The 17,979-nt window shown below is 68.5% G+C and carries 16 protein-coding genes; 10 read left to right on the plus strand and 6 right to left on the minus strand.

Annotated elements, in window-relative coordinates; genetic code table 11:
• Nucleotides 1–9 precede the first annotated feature (9 nt).
• The 6 genes from AB0M24_RS45085 to AB0M24_RS45110 all read left to right on the plus strand — a co-directional run bounded on the left by AB0M24_RS45085 (nucleotide 10) and on the right by AB0M24_RS45110 (nucleotide 7,163).
• On the plus strand, nucleotides 10–1,215 hold the full coding sequence (locus tag AB0M24_RS45085) for a M20 family metallopeptidase (protein ID WP_363780873.1): 1,206 nt from the start codon (nucleotides 10–12) through the stop codon (nucleotides 1,213–1,215).
• A gap of 258 nt (nucleotides 1,216–1,473) precedes the next feature.
• Entirely contained in the window at nucleotides 1,474–1,674 is a 201-nt protein-coding gene (locus AB0M24_RS45090) for a hypothetical protein (protein WP_363780875.1), read from the plus strand.
• A 46-nt stretch (nucleotides 1,675–1,720) separates the two neighbouring features.
• Nucleotides 1,721–2,659 carry a prephenate dehydrogenase gene (locus AB0M24_RS45095; RefSeq protein WP_363780877.1) on the plus strand — a complete coding sequence of 313 codons (939 nt, stop codon included), beginning with the start codon at nucleotides 1,721–1,723 and terminating at the stop codon, nucleotides 2,657–2,659.
• Between the two features lie 9 nt (nucleotides 2,660–2,668).
• Complete coding sequence (locus tag AB0M24_RS45100) at nucleotides 2,669–4,219, plus strand: hypothetical protein (RefSeq protein ID WP_363780879.1); 1,551 nt, start codon at nucleotides 2,669–2,671, stop codon at nucleotides 4,217–4,219.
• A 19-nt stretch (nucleotides 4,220–4,238) separates the two neighbouring features.
• Nucleotides 4,239–5,960 (plus strand): hypothetical protein, encoded by a 1,722-nt coding sequence (locus AB0M24_RS45105; protein ID WP_363780881.1) that lies wholly within the window; start codon nucleotides 4,239–4,241, stop codon nucleotides 5,958–5,960.
• Nucleotides 5,961–5,978: 18 nt separating this feature from the next.
• The gene (locus tag AB0M24_RS45110; protein ID WP_363780883.1) at nucleotides 5,979–7,163 is read left to right on the plus strand and encodes an acetyl-CoA C-acyltransferase; all 1,185 of its coding nucleotides are present in this window, start codon (nucleotides 5,979–5,981) and stop codon (nucleotides 7,161–7,163) included.
• Here AB0M24_RS45110 and AB0M24_RS45115 read toward each other — a convergent pair.
• A complete protein-coding gene (locus tag AB0M24_RS45115) occupies nucleotides 7,160–7,855 on the minus strand; it encodes a helix-turn-helix domain-containing protein (RefSeq protein ID WP_363780885.1) in 696 nt (231 codons plus the stop codon). The two genes, AB0M24_RS45110 and AB0M24_RS45115, sit on opposite strands and share 4 nt — an antisense overlap.
• Nucleotides 7,856–8,000: 145 nt before the next feature.
• Here AB0M24_RS45115 and AB0M24_RS45120 point away from each other — a divergent pair, with 145 nt between their 5' ends.
• Both AB0M24_RS45120 and AB0M24_RS45125 read left to right on the plus strand, forming a co-directional pair.
• On the plus strand, nucleotides 8,001–8,594 hold the full coding sequence (locus tag AB0M24_RS45120) for a DUF4097 family beta strand repeat-containing protein (RefSeq protein ID WP_363780887.1): 594 nt from the start codon (nucleotides 8,001–8,003) through the stop codon (nucleotides 8,592–8,594).
• A 28-nt stretch (nucleotides 8,595–8,622) separates the two neighbouring features.
• Nucleotides 8,623–10,692, plus strand: coding sequence for a prolyl oligopeptidase family serine peptidase (locus AB0M24_RS45125; RefSeq protein ID WP_363780889.1), 2,070 nt, complete (start codon nucleotides 8,623–8,625; stop codon nucleotides 10,690–10,692).
• A gap of 66 nt (nucleotides 10,693–10,758) precedes the next feature.
• On the opposite strand, the gene AB0M24_RS45130 is transcribed toward AB0M24_RS45125, so the two are convergent.
• Together AB0M24_RS45130 and AB0M24_RS45135 are read right to left on the minus strand one after the other, a co-directional pair.
• Nucleotides 10,759–11,319, minus strand: coding sequence for a putative glycolipid-binding domain-containing protein (locus tag AB0M24_RS45130; protein WP_363780891.1), 561 nt, complete (start codon nucleotides 11,317–11,319; stop codon nucleotides 10,759–10,761).
• Nucleotides 11,320–11,400: 81 nt separating this feature from the next.
• Entirely contained in the window at nucleotides 11,401–11,571 is a 171-nt protein-coding gene (locus AB0M24_RS45135) for an antitoxin (protein WP_082114497.1), read from the minus strand.
• Nucleotides 11,572–11,760: 189 nt separating this feature from the next.
• Between AB0M24_RS45135 and AB0M24_RS45140 the strand changes: the two genes are divergently transcribed.
• Complete coding sequence (locus tag AB0M24_RS45140) at nucleotides 11,761–13,086, plus strand: BNR-4 repeat-containing protein (protein ID WP_363780894.1); 1,326 nt, start codon at nucleotides 11,761–11,763, stop codon at nucleotides 13,084–13,086.
• A gap of 70 nt (nucleotides 13,087–13,156) precedes the next feature.
• On the opposite strand, the gene AB0M24_RS45145 is transcribed toward AB0M24_RS45140, so the two are convergent.
• Both AB0M24_RS45145 and AB0M24_RS45150 read right to left on the minus strand, forming a co-directional pair.
• A complete protein-coding gene (locus AB0M24_RS45145) occupies nucleotides 13,157–14,371 on the minus strand; it encodes a thioester domain-containing protein (RefSeq protein WP_363780896.1) in 1,215 nt (404 codons plus the stop codon).
• 310 nt (nucleotides 14,372–14,681) lie between these two features.
• Complete coding sequence (locus AB0M24_RS45150) at nucleotides 14,682–15,887, minus strand: DNA cytosine methyltransferase (RefSeq protein ID WP_363780898.1); 1,206 nt, start codon at nucleotides 15,885–15,887, stop codon at nucleotides 14,682–14,684.
• Between the two features lie 62 nt (nucleotides 15,888–15,949).
• Here AB0M24_RS45150 and AB0M24_RS45155 point away from each other — a divergent pair, with 62 nt between their 5' ends.
• Nucleotides 15,950–16,714, plus strand: a complete 765-nt coding sequence (locus AB0M24_RS45155) for a hypothetical protein (RefSeq protein ID WP_363780900.1) — start codon at nucleotides 15,950–15,952, stop codon at nucleotides 16,712–16,714.
• Here AB0M24_RS45155 and AB0M24_RS45160 read toward each other — a convergent pair whose 3' ends face one another.
• Entirely contained in the window at nucleotides 16,715–17,971 is a 1,257-nt protein-coding gene (locus tag AB0M24_RS45160; RefSeq protein ID WP_363780902.1) for a hypothetical protein, read from the minus strand. It lies immediately after the preceding gene.
• Nucleotides 17,972–17,979: the final 8 nt, after the last annotated feature.

Raw genomic sequence — 17,979 nt, forward strand, 5'->3', positions numbered from 1 at the left:
CATCGATAGATGAGCACAAACACGCCGGACCCCCGTCTCGCCGGACTGCTCGAAGGGGCGCGCTCGCTGCAGCCCCGCACCGTGGCGTTGCGCAGGGCGATCCACCGCCACCCTGAGCAGGGACTTCAGCTCCCCAAGACGCAGGCGGCGATCCTGCACGCGTTGGAGGGGCTGCCGCTCAAGGTCACGAAGGGCGAGTCGACGACGTCGGTCGTGGCGGTGCTCGAGGGCGACCGGCCGGGGCCGACGGTGTTGTTGCGCGGTGACATGGACGGCCTGCCGCTCCAGGAGGACACCGGGCTGCCGTACGCGTCCGAAGTGGACGGCAACATGCACGCCTGCGGTCACGACACGCACGTGGCGATGCTCGCGTCGTCCGCCCGGCTCCTCGCCGACCGACGCGACGCGCTGCGCGGCAAGGTGCTCTTCATGTTCCAGCCGGGCGAGGAGGGCTACCACGGCGCCCGGTACATGATCGAGGAAGGCCTGCTCGACGACGGCGTGGAGAAGGCGTTCGCGCTGCACATCACGTCCCGCATGAAGTCGGGCGTGGTGACGTGCCGGCCGGGCCCGATCATGGCGTCCGCGGACACGTTCCACGTCCACGTGAAGGGCAAGGGCGGACACGGCGCGATGCCGCACAACGCGCTCGACCCGGTCCCGGCGGCCGCGGCGATGGTCGGGGCGCTGCAGACGATGGTCGGGCGCAGGGTGAGCGTGCACGAACCGGCCGTGGTGACGGTCGCGCAGATCAACGCCGGCACGACCACGAACATCATCCCGGAGACCGCCACGCTCGACGGCACGATCCGGACGCTGTCGGAGGCCACCCGCAAGCTCGTGCACAAGGAGCTCAAGCAGGTCATCAAGCACACGGCCGCCGCCTACGGGTGCCACGCCGAGGTCAGCATCGTGCCGGGCTACCCGGTGACGGTGAACGACGACGTGGTGGGCCAGCACGTCGTGGACCTCGCGGCGCAGGCGATGGGGCCGACGTGGAGCGAGCCGATGCTCGACCCGTTGATGGGTGCCGAGGACTTCTCCTACGTGCTGCAACGGGTGCCGGGCGCGCTGGCGTTCCTCGGTGCTTGCCCGCGCGGCATCGACCTCGACGACGCCCCGCCCAACCACTCGAACCGGGTGCTGTTCGACGAAGCCGCGATGGAGCACGGGGTGGCGACGTACGCGGCGTTCGCGCTGGACGCACTGCGCTGAAACGAACGACAGCGAACCTGAACAATTGTCCACAGCCGTCGGCGTTCAGCGAATTACCTGACCAACTAAACGTGGTCACTAAATGGGCGATCCGCCAGCCGGGACACCACCCCGCACCTGCACAGACTCGACCACATGAACATTTTCTGGAAAAGAGGTCGAACAGGACAGCTTTTGCCACAGCACAGTTCCTCGTGCAAGGATGCGCCATCTCGCGCTGACGAACTGGCGCAATCACTCTGACCATGGAGATGTGCTGTGGCACAACCGTTCACGCTGGCGCATGCCCTGGTGGTGGCGATGACCTTCGGCTTCACCGGGTGGCTGATCGAGCGTGGCCAGGAACCTCACTCGGCCCTGCTGATCACCTTCGCCGCGCTCGCGGGCACGGTGGTGGTGACCAGAGTCAGCTGGCGAGGCGCTCTTTCCGTCCTGAGGCGACTCACCAGCAGCCCCTGACCGGGCGCCGTTCGTCCGAGCACGCGTCGCACGGAATGATGGGCACGTGCGAGACGTGTGCGTGATCGGACTGGGACTGATCGGCGGCTCCGTGCTGCGGGCCGCCAAGGCTGCCGGGCGCACGGTGTGGGGTGCCACGGCGAGCAAAGAGGACGCGGACAAGGCGCGGGCCGAGGGCTTCGACATCACGAGCGTGGACGAAGCCCTCGGCCGCGACCCCGAGGCGCTGGTCGTGCTCGCGGTGCCGTTGCCCGCGCTGCCGGACCTCCTGCGCAAGATCCCCGCCGGCGCCCGGCTCACGGACGTGACCAGCGTGAAGGGACCCGTCCACGACGCCGTCCACCGGTATGCGCCCAACGCGAAGTTCGTCGGCGGCCACCCCATGGCCGGCACGAGCCAGAGCGGCTGGGACGCGGGATCGGCAGGCCTCTTCCAGGGCGCGGCCTGGGTCGTCACGCCGGAAGAAGCCGACGACCACCTCAACGACGTCATGCAGCTCGCCCTCGACCTCGGCGCCCACGTCGTGCCGACCACGCCGGAGGAGCACGACGAGGCCGTCGCGCGGATCAGCCACCTCCCGCACGTCATGGCCGCGATCCTGGCCGCGACGGGAGCCGACGGCGGACCGCTGGCGATGGCGCTGGCGGCGGGCAGCTTCGGTGACGGCACACGGGTCGCGGGCAGCAGGCCCGAGCTCGTCCGCGCGATGTGCGAGGGCAACCGGGACGCGCTCCTGATGGCCGTCGACGACGCCCTCGGCAGGCTCGGCGCGGCACGCGGATCGCTCGCCTCCACCGGTGGTCTCGCCAAGACGATCGAGGCCGGTCACGAAGGCCGCAACACCCTGGTCAACCAGCCGCAACGCACGCGTATCACCATCGACCTGACCAAGCCGGGAGCACTCGCGGCCCTCCGGAATCTCGGGTCGCGCGGCGGACGCGTGGTTGGGCTGAACGGCAGCACCGCGGAAGCGGAAACGTCGTAGGGTCTGCGAGTGGATCGACGGACGCTCGCCGGTGGGCTCGGTGGACTCGCGCTCGTCATCGCTGCCGTGGTCGCGCTCAGAACCGGTGACGCGCCGGACACGCTGAAGCGCGAGATCGCCGATGTCGTCCAGGTCGTGGACCAGCAGGAACCCGGCAAGCCGACGAACGCGCGCGCTCAGGCGCTCGACGCCGACGCGCTGCAGATCGCGTGGAACGGCTCGGCGTCGGCCTACGAGGTGCGCTGGAACGGCAACGAGCAGCTCGTCCCCGGACCCGAGGTCGAGATCCCCGGACTGAGCCCCGACGCCGAGGTCCAGGTCGAGATTCGAGCAGTGAGCGCGACGGGCAAGCGGTCGGAGCCGCTCAAGATCGCCGCAACCCCGAAGGACCTCTACAACGACAAGTGGGACGACCAGCTCGTCGGCCAGGTCGACAAGTTCGACGGCCCCGAGGCGCTCGACCCGCGGAAGTGGCGCGTCGAGAGCGACGAGGAGTGCTTGGGCTTAAGGCCGTTCGGGCCGAGCAAGCGCATCGACGTCGACTGCCCCATGGCCGCGTTCCAGTCGAACACGCCCATCAGGTTCGGCGTCCCGGCAACGGACGGCGCCACCGGGCGGGCGATCATCAGCGTCGCCGGAGCCGTCGAGTCGAGTCACGTGCGGCTGACGTTGCTGCCGGATCCGTGGCAGTACCTCAACGAGACCGACGTCCAGCCGCGCGGCGCGGTGAGCCTCGACATCACGACCCAGGGCACGCGGATCGTCGCCGACCCGGATCTGCCCCGCACCGGCAAGCAGGTTCAGCTCGGGGACGCGCCGCTGACCGGGCTCGTGGCGGGTGTGCGGCACCGGTGGGAGATGCGGGTGCTGCCGGACGCGGTCCTGGCGCTGCGAGACGGCGTGGTCGTCGCCTACGAACCGGTGGCTCTCAAGGAACCGCTGGTCCACCCCAGGGTCCGGATCGACGGCGGCGGCTTCCTCGACGCGTTCGGCGTCGGTGGCGTTCCCGAACGAGCCGTGCCCACCGAGGTCATCCCGATCTTGACGGACACCGAGGTGCCGCAGGACGCGGTGGCCGCCAAGATCGTCGCGCCCGAGGCCGGCAACCAGGTCAGGGTCGCCGACGTCCCGATCAGGCCTGGCAAGATCGTCGCTGCCCACCCCGCCCGGCTCGTGGTGATCCGCAAGCCCGAGAGCCGCCCCGGCGCGTTGCCGAAGCTCACCGACCGCCCCGGTGGCATCAAGACCGGCGGCCCCAGGCTGCACGTCATGCACGAGGACGGCACCAAGCCTCCGCAGCCCCTCCCGCGCACCGGACGCATCCTCGTCACGGCGGAGGTCAACGCCATCGGGCACCGCGGGATCGAGCTCGAACTCGACGGCAAGAGGATCGTCGCGCTGCCGACCAACGAGCAGGGTGCGGGTGTGCCGGGAAGGCACGAGTTCTGGCTCGACGCGAAGAACTTGGGCTCGGCCTCGCACGCTCGGCTCAAGCTGAGCGTCCTTCCGGCGGACCAGGGTGAACCTGTTACCACCGAAACCGTGTTCGAGCTGGGGTGAACGCCTTAGCGTGACTCGCATGAAGCGGGTCGCCTTCGCTGTCGCAGGCCTCGCGTTGGTGATCGGCGTGATCGTTCTGCGCGACACCGACGGGGGTAACTCGACGTTGCCCACGGCTCCCCCGCCGCCGACGAAGCTCAAGCCGTTCGTGTCGGACCAGGTGCTGGTGCCGACCGCGCAGGGACGTCCGGCGAGACCCGCGAGCGTCGTCGCACGCGCAGGCCACCACAAGGTCCAGCTCAACTGGTCCGGCGAGGCTCCCGCCTACGAGGTGAAGTGGGGCTCGAAGACCAAGCTCGTGACGCGACCCGGTACCCAGCTCAACGGCCTGGCGAACGACCAGGAACAGCAGATCGAGATCCGCGCGGTCGACTCGTTCGGCCAGCGCTCCGAGCCCGCTCGCACGAAGGCCACACCGCGTGCCGACAACGCCCCGTACACGTTCGTCGACCGCTTCGACAGCCCTGACGAGCCCGATCTCCAACGCTGGCGCCTCGCCAAGCGCACCGACTGCGCCCGCGCGACCTCGGGCGACGAGGAAGACCACGACAGGCTGATCATCAGCAGCAGCTGCGGCACGCGCGCGGTGACGTTGCGGTCCCGCACACCGTTCGTGCGCGACGACGACGAGAGCCGCTTCGTGATCGAGACCGACGCCCCGAGCACGGGCGGCAAGATGCTGCTCGACCTCGTGCCCGGCCCGGTCAGCGTCCAGGGCGAGCCGGTGCTGCCCGGTGCGATCCGCGCGACCATCTCCACGGACGTCGTCGGCAACTCGATCGTCGAGCTCGTCCCGAACGGCACCCCGGCCAAGGCCATCCCCACCTCCGTGCCCGGGATGACCGTGCGCTGGGAAATCGTGCTGACCAAGTCCGGCACGCAGGTCACGCGCGACGGCGAGGTCGTCGCCACGTCGCCGTTCGTGCCGGAGTGGAAGGAAGCGACGGTGCTGATCGGCGTCGCGGCACTCGCGGGCGACCGGATCCGCGCGGGCATCGACCTCATCGGCTACCGGACGGCGAAGTCCGACGCCCCGCCTGCCGTGCCGACCCCGCAGGTCCGCATCGACGGCCCTGTGAGCAGCGCTTACCAGATTCCGGACGTCACCTCGGGCCAGCTGCGGATCGCCCTGATCCCGTCGCGCGAGAGCGAGCCCGTGACGGCCGTGAAGATCAACGGTGTCGAGGTGCCGCTGAGACCCGCGGTGCCCGGCACGCAGTGGAAACCGGGCGCCGAGTACCCCGCCATCGCGGACCTGCCCAAGGAAGCGTTCACCGACAACCTCAACGTCGCGCTGGTGACCCAGGAACGCGTCCAGGTCACGCACACCGACGTCGAGCTGACCGGCCCGAAGAGCCCGCCGCAACGCCAGTCCGGCGAGCCTCTCGTCGACGCTCGCCCGGTGCTCGCCGACCCCGTCCCCGAGATGCTCGACGCCGGTGGCCAGCCGATCGAGAACGGTGCCGCCTTCAACCGCGGCCGCGTCGTGCTGGAGGTCCGGGTCAACGCGCTGGACGCCTCCGTCGCGGGCCTCGCCGGGTTCGAGATCCGGCTCGACGGCAACCACATCGCGACAGTGCCCACCACCGCCGACGGACCAGCCGCCGCAGGTCGGTGGCGGATTTCACTGAACACGTCGGCGCTGTCCGCGGGAGCGCACGCCATCGAGGTCAGGGCGTTCAGCACCGATTCAGACGTGCACCCCGAAACGGGTTACGTTCCATTCCTGCTCAAGCCCTGATTGGCGCAAGATGGGGGCATGGCCCGCGCACTGATCCTCGACGCAGCCCGCACGCCGTTCGGCAGGTACCGGGGAGGTCTCTCCGGCATCAGGGTGGACGACCTCGCGGCGCTGCCCATCGTCGACCTGCTGCGCCGCCACCCCTCCCTGGACCCGGCCCGCATCGACGACGTGCTGCTCGGCGACGCGAACGGCGCGGGCGAGGACAACCGCAACGTCGCCCGCATGGCCGCGCTGCTCGCCGGACTGCCGGTGTCGGTGCCCGGCGTGACGCTGAACCGGCTGTGCGCTTCTGGCGGTGAGGCCGTTGTGCAGGCCGCGCGCGCGTTGGCCGCCGGTGACGCGGACCTGATCGTCGCGGGTGGCGTGGAGGGGATGTCGCGGGCGCCGTTCGTGACAGCGCGTCCGGACAAGGCCTTCCCCGACCGCATGGAGACCGTGTCGACCGCGCTCGGCTGGCGGCTGGTGAACCCGCGGATGCCCAAGCACTACACGGTTCCGTTGGGCCTGGCCGCTGAGAACGTGGCGGTCGAGCTCGGCATCACGCGCGCGGAGATGGACAACTTCGCGTTGCGCTCGCACAGGCGCGCTGCTGCTGCGTGGGATGCCGGTGTGCACGAAGGCTTTGCGTTCGCCGTGCAGCTGCCGGACGGGACGGCGGTGCGGCGCGACGAGAACGTCCGCGCGGACACGAGCGTCGAGAAGCTCGCGAAGCTGAAGCCCGCGTTCTCCGAGAACGGGTCGGTGACCGCCGGCAACGCTTCCCCGTTGAACGACGGCGCTTTGGCCGCGTTGCTGGGCACCGAAGCCATGGCCTCCGAGCTGGGTGTCGAGCCGCTGGGCGAGGTGCTCGGGTCCGCAGTGACCGGCGAGGAGCCGCACCGGTTCACGATCGCGCCCGTGTCGGCGATCCGGAAGTTGTTGAAGCGCCTGAACCTCGAAGCCGGCGCCATCGACCTGTGGGAGATCAACGAGGCGTTCGCGGCCATGGCGTTGTCGGTGCTGCACCACCTGCCGGAGATCGACCGCGAGAAGGTCAACGTCCACGGCGGCGCGATCGCCTACGGACACCCTCTGGGCGCTTCGATGCCGCGCGTGATCATCGACGTGGCGCGGCACCTGCGCGCACGGGGCGGTGGCATCGGTATTGCGGCTGCTTGCGTTGGCGTGGGCCAGGGTGTGGCCGTGGCGGTGCGCGTCTAGCTCTTGAGGATGTCGCGGGCCTGTTCCGCAGACCGGAAGATGTTCTCGCTGACGAAGTCCATGAACCGTGCGATGTTCTCCAGCCTGGTGGCGGCTGGAGTTCCCGCGCCGAGCACCGCGACGCCTTGGCGTGCGGTCTCGGCGAACTGCGCGTTGGCCCTCGCTCCCGCGATCATCGACTGGTACCAGACGTCGTCGTCCACGACGTAGCGCTCGCGGCGGCCCTCGTCGCGTTCTCGCCTGATCAGACCTAGGCCCTCCAGAGTCGCCATCGCTTTGGAGACGGTCGCCGGGCTGACCTGGAGCCTGGCGACGAACTCAGCCGCCGTCGCGCTGCCCGTGTCGGACGTGTAGAGGACGGTCAGCATCCTGGCCGTCATCTTCGGCAGCCCCGACTGCTCCAGGATCGCGACGAACGACTCCTCGTACTCGCGCATGGCCTCCGGGTCACGTCCGTCCGCGCGCGGGACTGCCTGCCGTGGCGTGGCCTTGCGGCGCTTGGCGCGGTGTTCGGTGCCGAGCTGCGCGATGTCGGCCTTGTAGCCGGACGGGCCGCCGTTGCGCATCACCTCGCGCGTGATCGTCGACGTGGGCCGGTCGAGGCTTCTGGCGATCTCCGCGTAGGCGAGGCCGTCGGCCAGGCCGAGCGCGATCTGGCGGCGTTCCTGCTGGGTGAGTCGACCTCCTGGCATAGCTTTCAGCGTACCTCATTGCAACGCTCGTTGCATTAGATTTCAAACCCATTGCAACACTTTATGCACCTTAAGCTGGTCTTATGCGACTTCAGTGCAACGGAGTTCGTTGCTGCACTCGTGAACGCAACGTAGCTTTTCCCACATGACGAACTTCGAGACCACCGCCCCGATCACCACCGTCCTCGACATCCCCGCCGGCCTCGTCCAGCTCATCGCGAGCGACCGCTCCGACACCGCCGTCGACGTCCGCCCGGTCAACGCCTCGAGCAGCCGCGACGTGAAGGCCGCCGAGCAGACCCAGGTCTCGTTCACCGACGGCGTCCTGCGGATCAAGGGTGCCGCCGGGACGCTCGGCCCGTCCGGCTCGGTCGAGGTCACCGTGCAGCTGCCCACCGGTTCCCGCGTCGAGGCGAAGGCCGCCAGCGTGGAGTTCCGCGGCGTCGGCAAGCTCGGCGACATCGCCTTCGAGGCCGCGCAGAGCGACATCAAGATCGACGAAGCCGGCGCCGTCCGCGTGACCACCCAGGCCGGCGACGTCTTCGTCGGACGCCTCAACGGTTCCGCCGAGATCAGCACGCAGAAGGGCGACATCACGGTCGCCACGTCCCTCTCCGCCTCGTTGGACGCCGGCACCTCCTACGGCCGGATCACCAACTCCCTCAAGAACAACGGCACCACGGACGTCGCGATCCGCGCCACCACGGCGTACGGCGACATCACCGCCACCAGCCTCTGACACCTTCTTGCTCACTGGGGAGACCACCGTGAACTACCAAGCCGCAGAACAACTCCTCCGCCGCGCCGCCGCTCCCGGCGAGCTCGTGGTCGGCGACAAGGTCCGTCCACAGTGGATCGAGGACGGCGCCCGCTTCTGGTACCAGGTCCGCGACGGCGCCGACCGGAAGTTCTACGTCGTCGACCCGGCCGCGGGCACCCGCACCCCGGACTTCGACCCGACCCCGTTCCTGCCGGTACCGACCAACCCGGTGGAGATCTCCCGTCGTGGCCACGACCTGTGGGCCCACTCCGGCGACAGCGAATGGGCGCTGACCATCGACGGCTCGGCGGACTACGGGTACGGCTACGGCCCATCGGCGATGAGCTACAGCACGCTGATGCGCAAGTTCGGCGTGCCGCACCTGCCACCCGCCCTCGCCTGGTCGCCCGACTCGAAGAAGGTACTGACGCACCGCACCGACGAACGCAACGTCCGCCAGACCCACCTCATCGAGTCCAGCCCGGCCGACGGCAGCGCCCCCACCGTCCACACCCAGCGCTACGCCTACCCCGGTGACGAACACATGCCGCTCGCCGAGCTGGTCGTGTTCGACATCGCGGCCGGCACGATGGTCCGCGCTGCCTGCGAACCGCTGCTCATGCCCGAGTTCTCACCGATCACGGCGGGCTGGGCGTGGTGGTCCGACGACAGCTCGACCGTCTACTTCCTGAGCCGTCCCCGCGACCAGCACACCCTCACGCTGAACCGCCTCGACCCGGTTTCCGGCGAGGTGACGGTGATCCTGAGCGAGACCGGCCCGACCCGCGTAGGCCCCAACCAGCTGATCTACGGCCTGCCGATCGTGCGGGTGCTGGCCGACGAGGTGCTGTGGTTCTCGCAGCGCGACGGCTGGGGCCACCTCTACCGCTACGACCTGCACACCGGCGCACTTCTCGGCCAGGTCACGTCGGGTTCGTGGCTGGTGCGCGAGATCCTGCACGTCGACGAGGCCGCACGAGTCGTCTACTTCACGGCGTCCGGCCTGGTGGCGGAAGACCCGTACCGCCGCACGGTCTGCTCGATCGGCTTGGACGGCAAGGGTTTCACGATCGTCACCGACGACACGCTCGACCACGTCGTCACCCCGGCTGCGAACTGCTTCGTCGACTCGGCGTCCACTGTGGACACCCCGCCGGTGACCACGGTTCGGGACTGGTCCGGCCGAGTGCTGGTCACGTTGGAACGCGCCGACATCAGCCGCCTGAACGCCACGGGTTGGACCGCTCCGGAACGCTTCTGCGTCAAGGCAGCTGACGGCGAGACCGACATCTACGGCGTCCTGTACAAGCCGCACGACTTCGACCCTGCGTCGAGCTACGCGGTCGTCGACAGCATCTACCCCGGCCCGCAGGTCACCAGGGTCGAGCCGTGCTTCGACCCCGGCGGCATGGGCCTGGACGCGGAACCGTTGGCAGCAGTCGGTTTCGTCGTCGTGGCGCTCGACGGACGCGGCACTCCCGGCCGTTCCAAGGCTTTCCACGACGCCTCGTACGGCCACCTGGCCGACGCGGGCAGCCTCGACGACCACGTGGCAGCCCTCCACCAACTGGCGGAAACCCGACCGTGGATGGACATGTCCCGCGTGGGCATCATGGGCCACTCCGGCGGCGGGTTCGCGGCGGCACGGGCGATGCTCGACCACCCGGAGACGTTCCGGGCCGGGGTCGCGATGTCCGGTTCGCACGACGGCCTGTGCATGTCGCTGGGGTGGGCCGAGACCTGCGACGGCGCTTCGAACCCGGAGGCGTGGAAGCGCGCGTCGAACGTCGCGATCGCGGATCGGTTGCAGGGCAAGCTCTTGCTGGTGCACGGCGAGATGGACGACACCGTGCACCCGGACCACACGCTCCGGCTCGCCGACGCGTTGATCGCTGCGAACAAGGACTTCGAGATGCTCATCGTGCCGGGCGCCGAGCACCTGTTCATCGACAAGCTGGCCTACGTGCGGACGCGCTGCTGGGACTTCCTGGTGCGCTCGCTCATGGGCGTGGAGCCGCCGGCTTACCGCCCGGCGCCGATCCTGATCGACCCGGAAGTGCTCAGCGAGATGTTCTGACCTCGGTGAGGAACGCCGACCACGCCTCGTCCGACACGGGCAGGTGCGTGGTCGGCGCCTCGCGCTCTAGATCCGCTTCGAGATCAGCGGGTACTCGACGACGAGGCCGTTGCGGTCGACCTTGATGTTCTGCTCGAAGCCGCCGCTCTTGAACCTGATCACCGAGGCGTCGTCGCCGACCGAGACCGTCTTGTAGGTCTGGGTCACGGCCTTCACCGACAGATCGGGCAGGTTCACGCGCACGACGGGCAGCGCGTGCTCACCCTCCTCGCGGTGCAGACCGAGGCGCCGGATCGGGATGGCGTTGAACAGCACGGCGAACTGGACGTCCACGTCGAGGGCACCGTTGAACGTCTCGCGCTTGCTGCCCTGGCCGTGGTCGACCAGCCAGGCGCCGTCCTCGGTGCGGGACAGCGAGCACTGGCGCTCCTCCAGCACGGTCGCCGTGCGGAGCAGAAGCCGGTTGACCTGGCCGCTCTCGCCGACGGAGACCTCGAAGGAGGCGTTGAACTGCTCGTCGGGGCCCGCGGCGACCAGACGGCCGGACGCGCGGAGGCGTTGGTCGCTGGAGAGAAGCAGGCGGACCTGCTCCAGCCGTGGCTCGTGGATGCCCTGCCAGGTGATCATCTCTGGCCTGCGGGCAGAAGGAGAGCGGGTCTCCCCGTTCGAGGTGACCCGCCCTGCGTCAGTGGCGTTAGAGGAGTTCACTCATCCACCTGGAAGGATGTCCTTGATCTTCTCGGCAACCGAGTCGACCTGCTCGTCGTGACCGAACTTGCCGCTGACGAAGTCCGCCGCGGCGTCCACGCCCTTGTCGACCTGCTCGTGGTGCTCCTCAGCGAGGTCCATGGCCTTGTTCTTGATCTCGTCGAAGTTCATGTGATGCTCCTCCGCTCCTGACGCAGGGTACCCGAGTGGGCCCCGCGTGTTGATAGCCGCGATCACGCTAACTCCGCCTGGACAAGTCGGCTCGGCGACGCGGATGATGACCCCGCCGCCGCCTGGTCGGCCGCCGTCGCGGCCAGAACCAGGAGGACACGCCACATGACACGGCTCCTGCGTGGAGTTATGTCCGCTGTACTGCTGTTGCCGCTCGTCGTTGTCTCGTCGGCCCACGCCACAGCCGACACGCAGAGCTCCGACCTGGGCAAAGCCAAGTTCACGGTGACGAACACGGCCACGAGCGTCGCGGCCAGAAGTGACCGTCGCCCGGTCGCAGGCGGGCTCTACGACAAGAAGGTCGGCAAGACCTTCATCTCGTGGGCGGGTCAGTACGAGGACACCTACGTCCAGACGTACGACCACCGCAAGGCCACCTGGTCCGCGCCCAACCGGGTAGCGGACGGCGACAAGGACTCGCACAACTACCCGACCATGGTTCAGGCCAAGGACGGGCATCTGCTGATCTTCCGCGGCATGCACAACGTCGAGCTGCGCATGTCCCGTTCGCCCCAGGCCAACTCGGCCGACGGGGTGTGGGAAGAGACGCTGATCTCGAAGAACGCGGCCACGTACCCGATGCCGTTCGTCACGAAGGACGGCACGATCTACGTCTTCTACCGCGAGACGACCCGCGACCTCGACCACGTGACGCCCACGGACACGCGTCCGATGCTCTACGTGGTCTCCAAGGACAACGGCAAGACGTGGAAGACCTCCACGGACCTCACCGGTGACCGCTTCGCGATCGGCTCGACGTCCCGTGCCGACAACATGAACGAGATCTACATCGGTCAGCTGCGGCAGGAGGACAACGGCCGCGTCCGGATCGTCTACACGCTCGCGGGTGGTGGCACGGAAGGACATCTGCACGACCGCTACCACCGCAACATGTACTACGCGTGGTTCGACCCGAGGAACCTGCACTTCTACTCGGCGGCCGGCAAGGACCTGGGCACCCAGATCGACGACGCCGACCAGGAGACGTACCTGAAGGTCGCGGAGACCCCGCTGACCCTGCCGAACAACGTGAAGTCCCCCGACTACATCCAGCTGGTGGGCACGACGCTCGGCAAGCCGTTCCTGCTGTGGTTCACGGGCGACCCGGACAAGGGTCCGCTGCGCAACTACCTGTCCACCTGGACCGGCCGCAAGTGGGAGACCAAGGAAGTGGCACGGGGACTGCGCACCCGTGACATGGAGCAGATCGACCCGTTCACGTGGCGCGTGTACGCCACCGAGGACGGCAAGCCGAACGTGAACACCTACCTGGTGCGGTTCGGCTGCACGTGGACGCCGGAGACGGTCATCCCGACCGCCAAGCCGGTGCAGCGCGTCGAGGTCCTGGAGAACTTCCGCGACCCGGCCCGTGCGCTCTTCTCGGGTGCTTCGTCCGACCGCGACGTCTCGATCGCGGACGGCGACATCAGCGTGGCTGGACTCAGCCGCCGGTAAACCTCACGAGAACGGCAAACGCCCCCTGCTCCGGCGCGGAAACAGGGGGCGTTCGTCTCAGGGGTGCTGATTACTCAGCAGCACCAGCCTTCTTGCGGCGCACGACGAACAGCGCACCGACACCGGCGCCGACGAGCACCAGACCACCGACGAGCGGCCACAGAATCGACGCACCGGTCGACGCGAGGTCGTCCGTGCTGCCACCCGGAGCCGGGTTGTTCGTGGTCGTGGTGGTGGTCGGAGTCGTGGGCTCCGTCGTGGTCGTGGTGGTCGGCGTGGTGGGCTCGGACGGCTTCACACCGGCGGTCCAGTCGGCCTTGGCGTCCTTCGCGACCTTGACCTTCGAGTTCTTCGCGATGACCAGGGACTGCGTCTTGTGCTTGGAGTCCTCGGCGATGAACAGGCGACCGGCCTGCAGCACGGCCTCGGCGGAGACGTTCATGGTCGCCTCGCCCTTGTCGGCGTCACCCGGCACGTTGACGAAGAACTCGGTGACCTTGTCGCCCGCGGCGGCCTTGGCCTTGACCTTGTCGCCGTCCTTCTCCAGGGCGAGCGGGTTGCCGGCACCGTCGGTGATCGTGACGCCCTTGGGGAGCTTCGCGGTCAGCTTGACCTCGGACGCGGTCGTGGTGATCGTGAACGGGCCGATCTTCTCGCCGGCCTTGCCCGACTTGCTGTCCGGCTTGATCTCCAGGGTCGGCTTGAGCGCCTGGCCCTCGTCCTTGGCCTGCTCGATCAGCTTCTTGTAGAGCGTGACGACGTCCGCGTTGTCCTTGTTCTCACGCTTCTCGTCGATCTCGACGCCGTCGCTGAAGTGCCAGAGCGCGGCCTGCGTGGCGCCGATGGCCTCGCGCTCGTCGTACTGGTCGCCCCACTTCTCGCGGAAGGCGTCGATGTCAAGGACGGGGAACGAGTTGGTCAGGATCCAGAGGATCTTGCCCTTGTTCTCGTTGAACTTGGTGTCCGGGTTGGGGTGCTTCTCTTCCCACTTCGCTTCCCGGAGGGGAACGTTGTCCTGGAGGCGGGTCGGCAGCTCGACGCAGTACGCGAAGACCTTCTCGACCTCACCGTCGTTCGTGACGGTGAGCGGGATCAGCGCGGTGCTGTACTCGTCCTTGTCCGTGTGGTTGCCGACGTTCTCCAGGAAGGAGATGTCGTGGCCGTACTTCTTCTGGCTGTCAGGACCGGGCTTGACGATCACGTCAGCGGACGCCGCCAGCGTCGACATGGACAGGAGGGCGGTGGCACCGAACAGCGCCGCGCCGATCCTCAAACGGGAAGCCATGGGTCTCCTTGCTCGCTGAAGTTAGCCCGTACGCGTGGGAAGTCAGTAGCCCGTCAGAGCGGTCGATACTCCGAGATCGACACTGAACCGACAGGAAGCGACGGCGACACTAGCCGATCGAGTTACACCCGATGGAGTGAGGTATGAGTACCCCTCCACACCGCCCGTGACCAGCGAAAAGCTACTCAGGGTGTCCACAGTGGATAGGGGTGTGATGCAATAATTTTGTCAGGTGACGTTAAATTCGTTGCCGAACGGTTATCAATTGAGACGTCCCGCTACGGCTGACCTGCGCCAACGGTTCAGCGGCCTATGCCACCAATTCGGTAACTTCGACCGGCCGAATGTCCCCTGGACGCAGTGAGGTGCCACGCAGGCACATCTCGCGGGGTTCCGGGCGGCGGCCGGTCAGAATCCAGCGGGTGAGGCCCGCCAACTGGTAGGCGATGAGCGGCGGAACGGCGTCGCCGACGTGCCGGTAGGCGTTGCCGAGAATCGACACGTCGAACTTGAACTGCCGGGGAAAGCCCTGCAAGAGGGCCATCTCGCGCACCGTGCAGAGCCTGTGCTGCTCGGGATGGGCATAACGGCCGTTGCCCACGTGACCGCATTCCCGCTTGATGGTTCTGGCGGGTTCGTCCCACCACATCCGGCCGTACACATCGGGGTGCGAACCCCAGTTCTCCTGCTCGACGATCTTGCGTTGTGCCGGATTCAACAACTCCGCGGTCTCCGGTGACCGGAGCAGGTCCGCCCACGAGCCACCGTTCGCGGGAATTGCACGCATTCTTTCGAGACTGCGGTCCTGGGAAAACGTCGGCGACACGTGAATGGGGTCTTCCAGGTCCGCGAGACCCGCCTCGATCCGGGGCAGCTTGCCGATCGCCCGCCGGACCGTCACCGCCGCGGGACGGATCACCCGGCCTTCCCACAGGTCGTCCAGCGTGAGCAGCGGCAGGCCCCGGTCCACCGCCACCATCAACGTCCGCTCGCGCAGCTGCGGCAGGCCGAACTTGGACAGCATGTGCGTACCGCCCGCGACCGAGTACCCGATCCGGGTCAACTCCTCGGCCAGGCTGTCGAAGTGGTGCCGCTGCTTGCCCTTGACGAGCTCGCGGGCGTTCTCGACCAGCACGACCTTCGGGCGCAGTTCCTCGGCGTAGACCGCGATACGGCCCACGAGAGAGTTGCGCGGGTCGTCACGCAGGTGGTTCTGAGACGTGAGGCGACTGAAGCCCGAACACGGCGGGCACGCCAGCAGCACGTCGAGCTCACTGCGCCGCAGACCCCAGACCTCGCGCAACGCCGACGGCGACACCTTCGAGAGGTCGACCTCCAACGGGTCGACGCCGATGTTCGCGCGGTACGTGTCGTTGCAGCGCAACGAACCCAGGCGGGACGACGGCTTGCCGATCTGCGCGTCAGCGGCACCGACGACCCGGAAGTCGCGGTGGGCGTGGAAGCCGAAGCTCATGCCGCCCGCACCCGAGAAGATGTCGGCCACCGAGAAGGACACCACGAGATCGTACGGGCGAGGCTCCGAGGAGCCTTCCGTGACATCCCGTACCTTTCCCGCCTATGGAGCTGCCGCGTGCCTGGCAACGGCCGGAGCCGTTGCGTGGACTCGACAGGATTTCCTGGCCCGAGGTGTTCGACGGCCGGGGTGGCGCCGGTCGGGTGCCCCGTCTGCTCCGCGAGCTCATGGACCCCGGCGCCGACGTGCGCCTGGACGCGCTCAGTTCGTTGGCAGAGCGCCTTTTGACCGACGACACGGTGTCCGAGGCCTCGTTCTGCGCCGTGCCGTACCTGGTGGAGCTGGGGGCCTCTTACAAGGTCGCCGGCGACGTGCGGGACCGGGTGATCTTCCTGCTGGCCGCCATGGCGTTGGCGGGCAAGGGCTTCACCGAGGACGGGCGCCGCACCCACCGCCGCTGGAACGCACTCGGCCGCGAACTGCCCCGCACGGCACCCGATTGGCTGACCCAGACCCGGCACGCCGTCGCCCAGGGCGCGCCGAAGATCTTCGAGGCACTGGCGTCCGAACGGGTCGCGTGCCTCGTGGCGCTCGCGTGCGCGGTACCGGAGAAGCTGCCCAAGTTCGTCGTCGGGCTGATGCAGGACATGGTCGAGCTGCCGAACGAGGAGATGCTCGCCGACGCCGCGGAGATCGCCGTGTCGCTGCTGAAGCGGTCGCCCGAGTTACTCGGCGTGGACCTGCCCCGGCCGAAGGTGCTCGGCGAAGGGCTGGTGCGGCCCGCGCACCAGCCACGTGAGGTCGCCGCGGCCCTGATGGGCTACCGGTTCGCCCTCATCTCCGCGTACGGCGACGAGGGCGCCTGGTGACTAGGCGATCACAGCCTCTTCGATGAACTCCTGCTCGACCTGAGCCTCGTCCTCGATCGCGATGGCGGGCTCCAGGGCTCCGAGGCCCGTCCCCCACTCCTGGTCCGCCAGCGCGAACGCGGCGACCGTCAGCGCGGCCACCGGAGCGCCGATGGGCATGTTCTCGCGGTGCAGGTCGAGGTCCAGGCGGCCACCGATCGGCGACGGGGACAGCCGCAGCGTCGCGTGCGCGGGCTCGTCCGGGTGCGCCAGCCGGCACGCCCAGCCGGTGAAGATCACCCGGCGCTCGTCGACCTCGGTCGGCTGCACGGCGCGCACGTTGGCGCCCACCGCACCCGAGCGGATGGTGTCCGCGGCCTGCAGCACCGTCTCCTCGAACTCCATGGAGGAGATGCCGAGGTCCCAGCCGGCGACCAGGGCGACCTGGACGAGGGCGAGGGGCAGCGACGGAACGGCGTCCTCGAAGCACACCATCGCGCCGCCGTAGCGGGTGTTGATCTCGGTCGGCAGGAAGCCGTCCTCGGTCGCGATGCCGTCCAGCGTGAACGTGCCGCGGTAGCCGACGGTCTCGCGCAGGTGCTCGCCGACGCGGCGGGCCAGGTTGCGCATCTCGTCGCGGATCCACACGGGCGGGTCGTAGTACGACGCGCAGCCCGCGTAGAGGAACTTGGCCTGGCCCTGGCGGCGCGGCACGACCATCTCGATCGGACGCAGCACCGCGGTGCCGTCGGGGAACACGATGCCGTGCACGCTCACCGGAATGCCTTCCAGGAACGGCATCACGCGCACCTGGTCGCACTTCGGCGCGAGCACCTCGAAGGCTTCCTTGGCCTCTTCGTACGTCCGCACGCGACGCACGAAGTTGGCACCGCCGTTGATCGCGGGGCCGTCACCGGACCAGACGACGCCGGCGCCGCGGTCCAGGATCTCCGAGGCGCCCCAGAGGCGTTCGAAGTCGAGGTCGAACACCATCGCGGGCGCGCGGCGAGCGGACAGCTCGTCCCACAGCGCGTCGATGGTGGTCTTGTTCTCCAGCTCGACCCACTTGTGCTGGCGAGCGTTGAGCACGGGACGGCCCTGGAAGGAGCCGATCTCGTTGTAGGGCGTGCTGATCACGACGGCTTCGGCCTTGGGGTCGAAGTCCCTGAGGATCTTGCGCACCTCGGCCGACGGCTTGGTCAGCAGCTTGCCCAGACGGCGCTGCTCGACCGCGACGAAGCCGCCCTTGATGCCCAGGGAGACCCAGCGCGCGATCACCGAATCAT

Origin of the sequence: Lentzea sp. NPDC051838, assembly GCF_040681245.1 — a bacterium.
GTDB lineage: Bacteria > Actinomycetota > Actinomycetes > Mycobacteriales > Pseudonocardiaceae > Lentzea.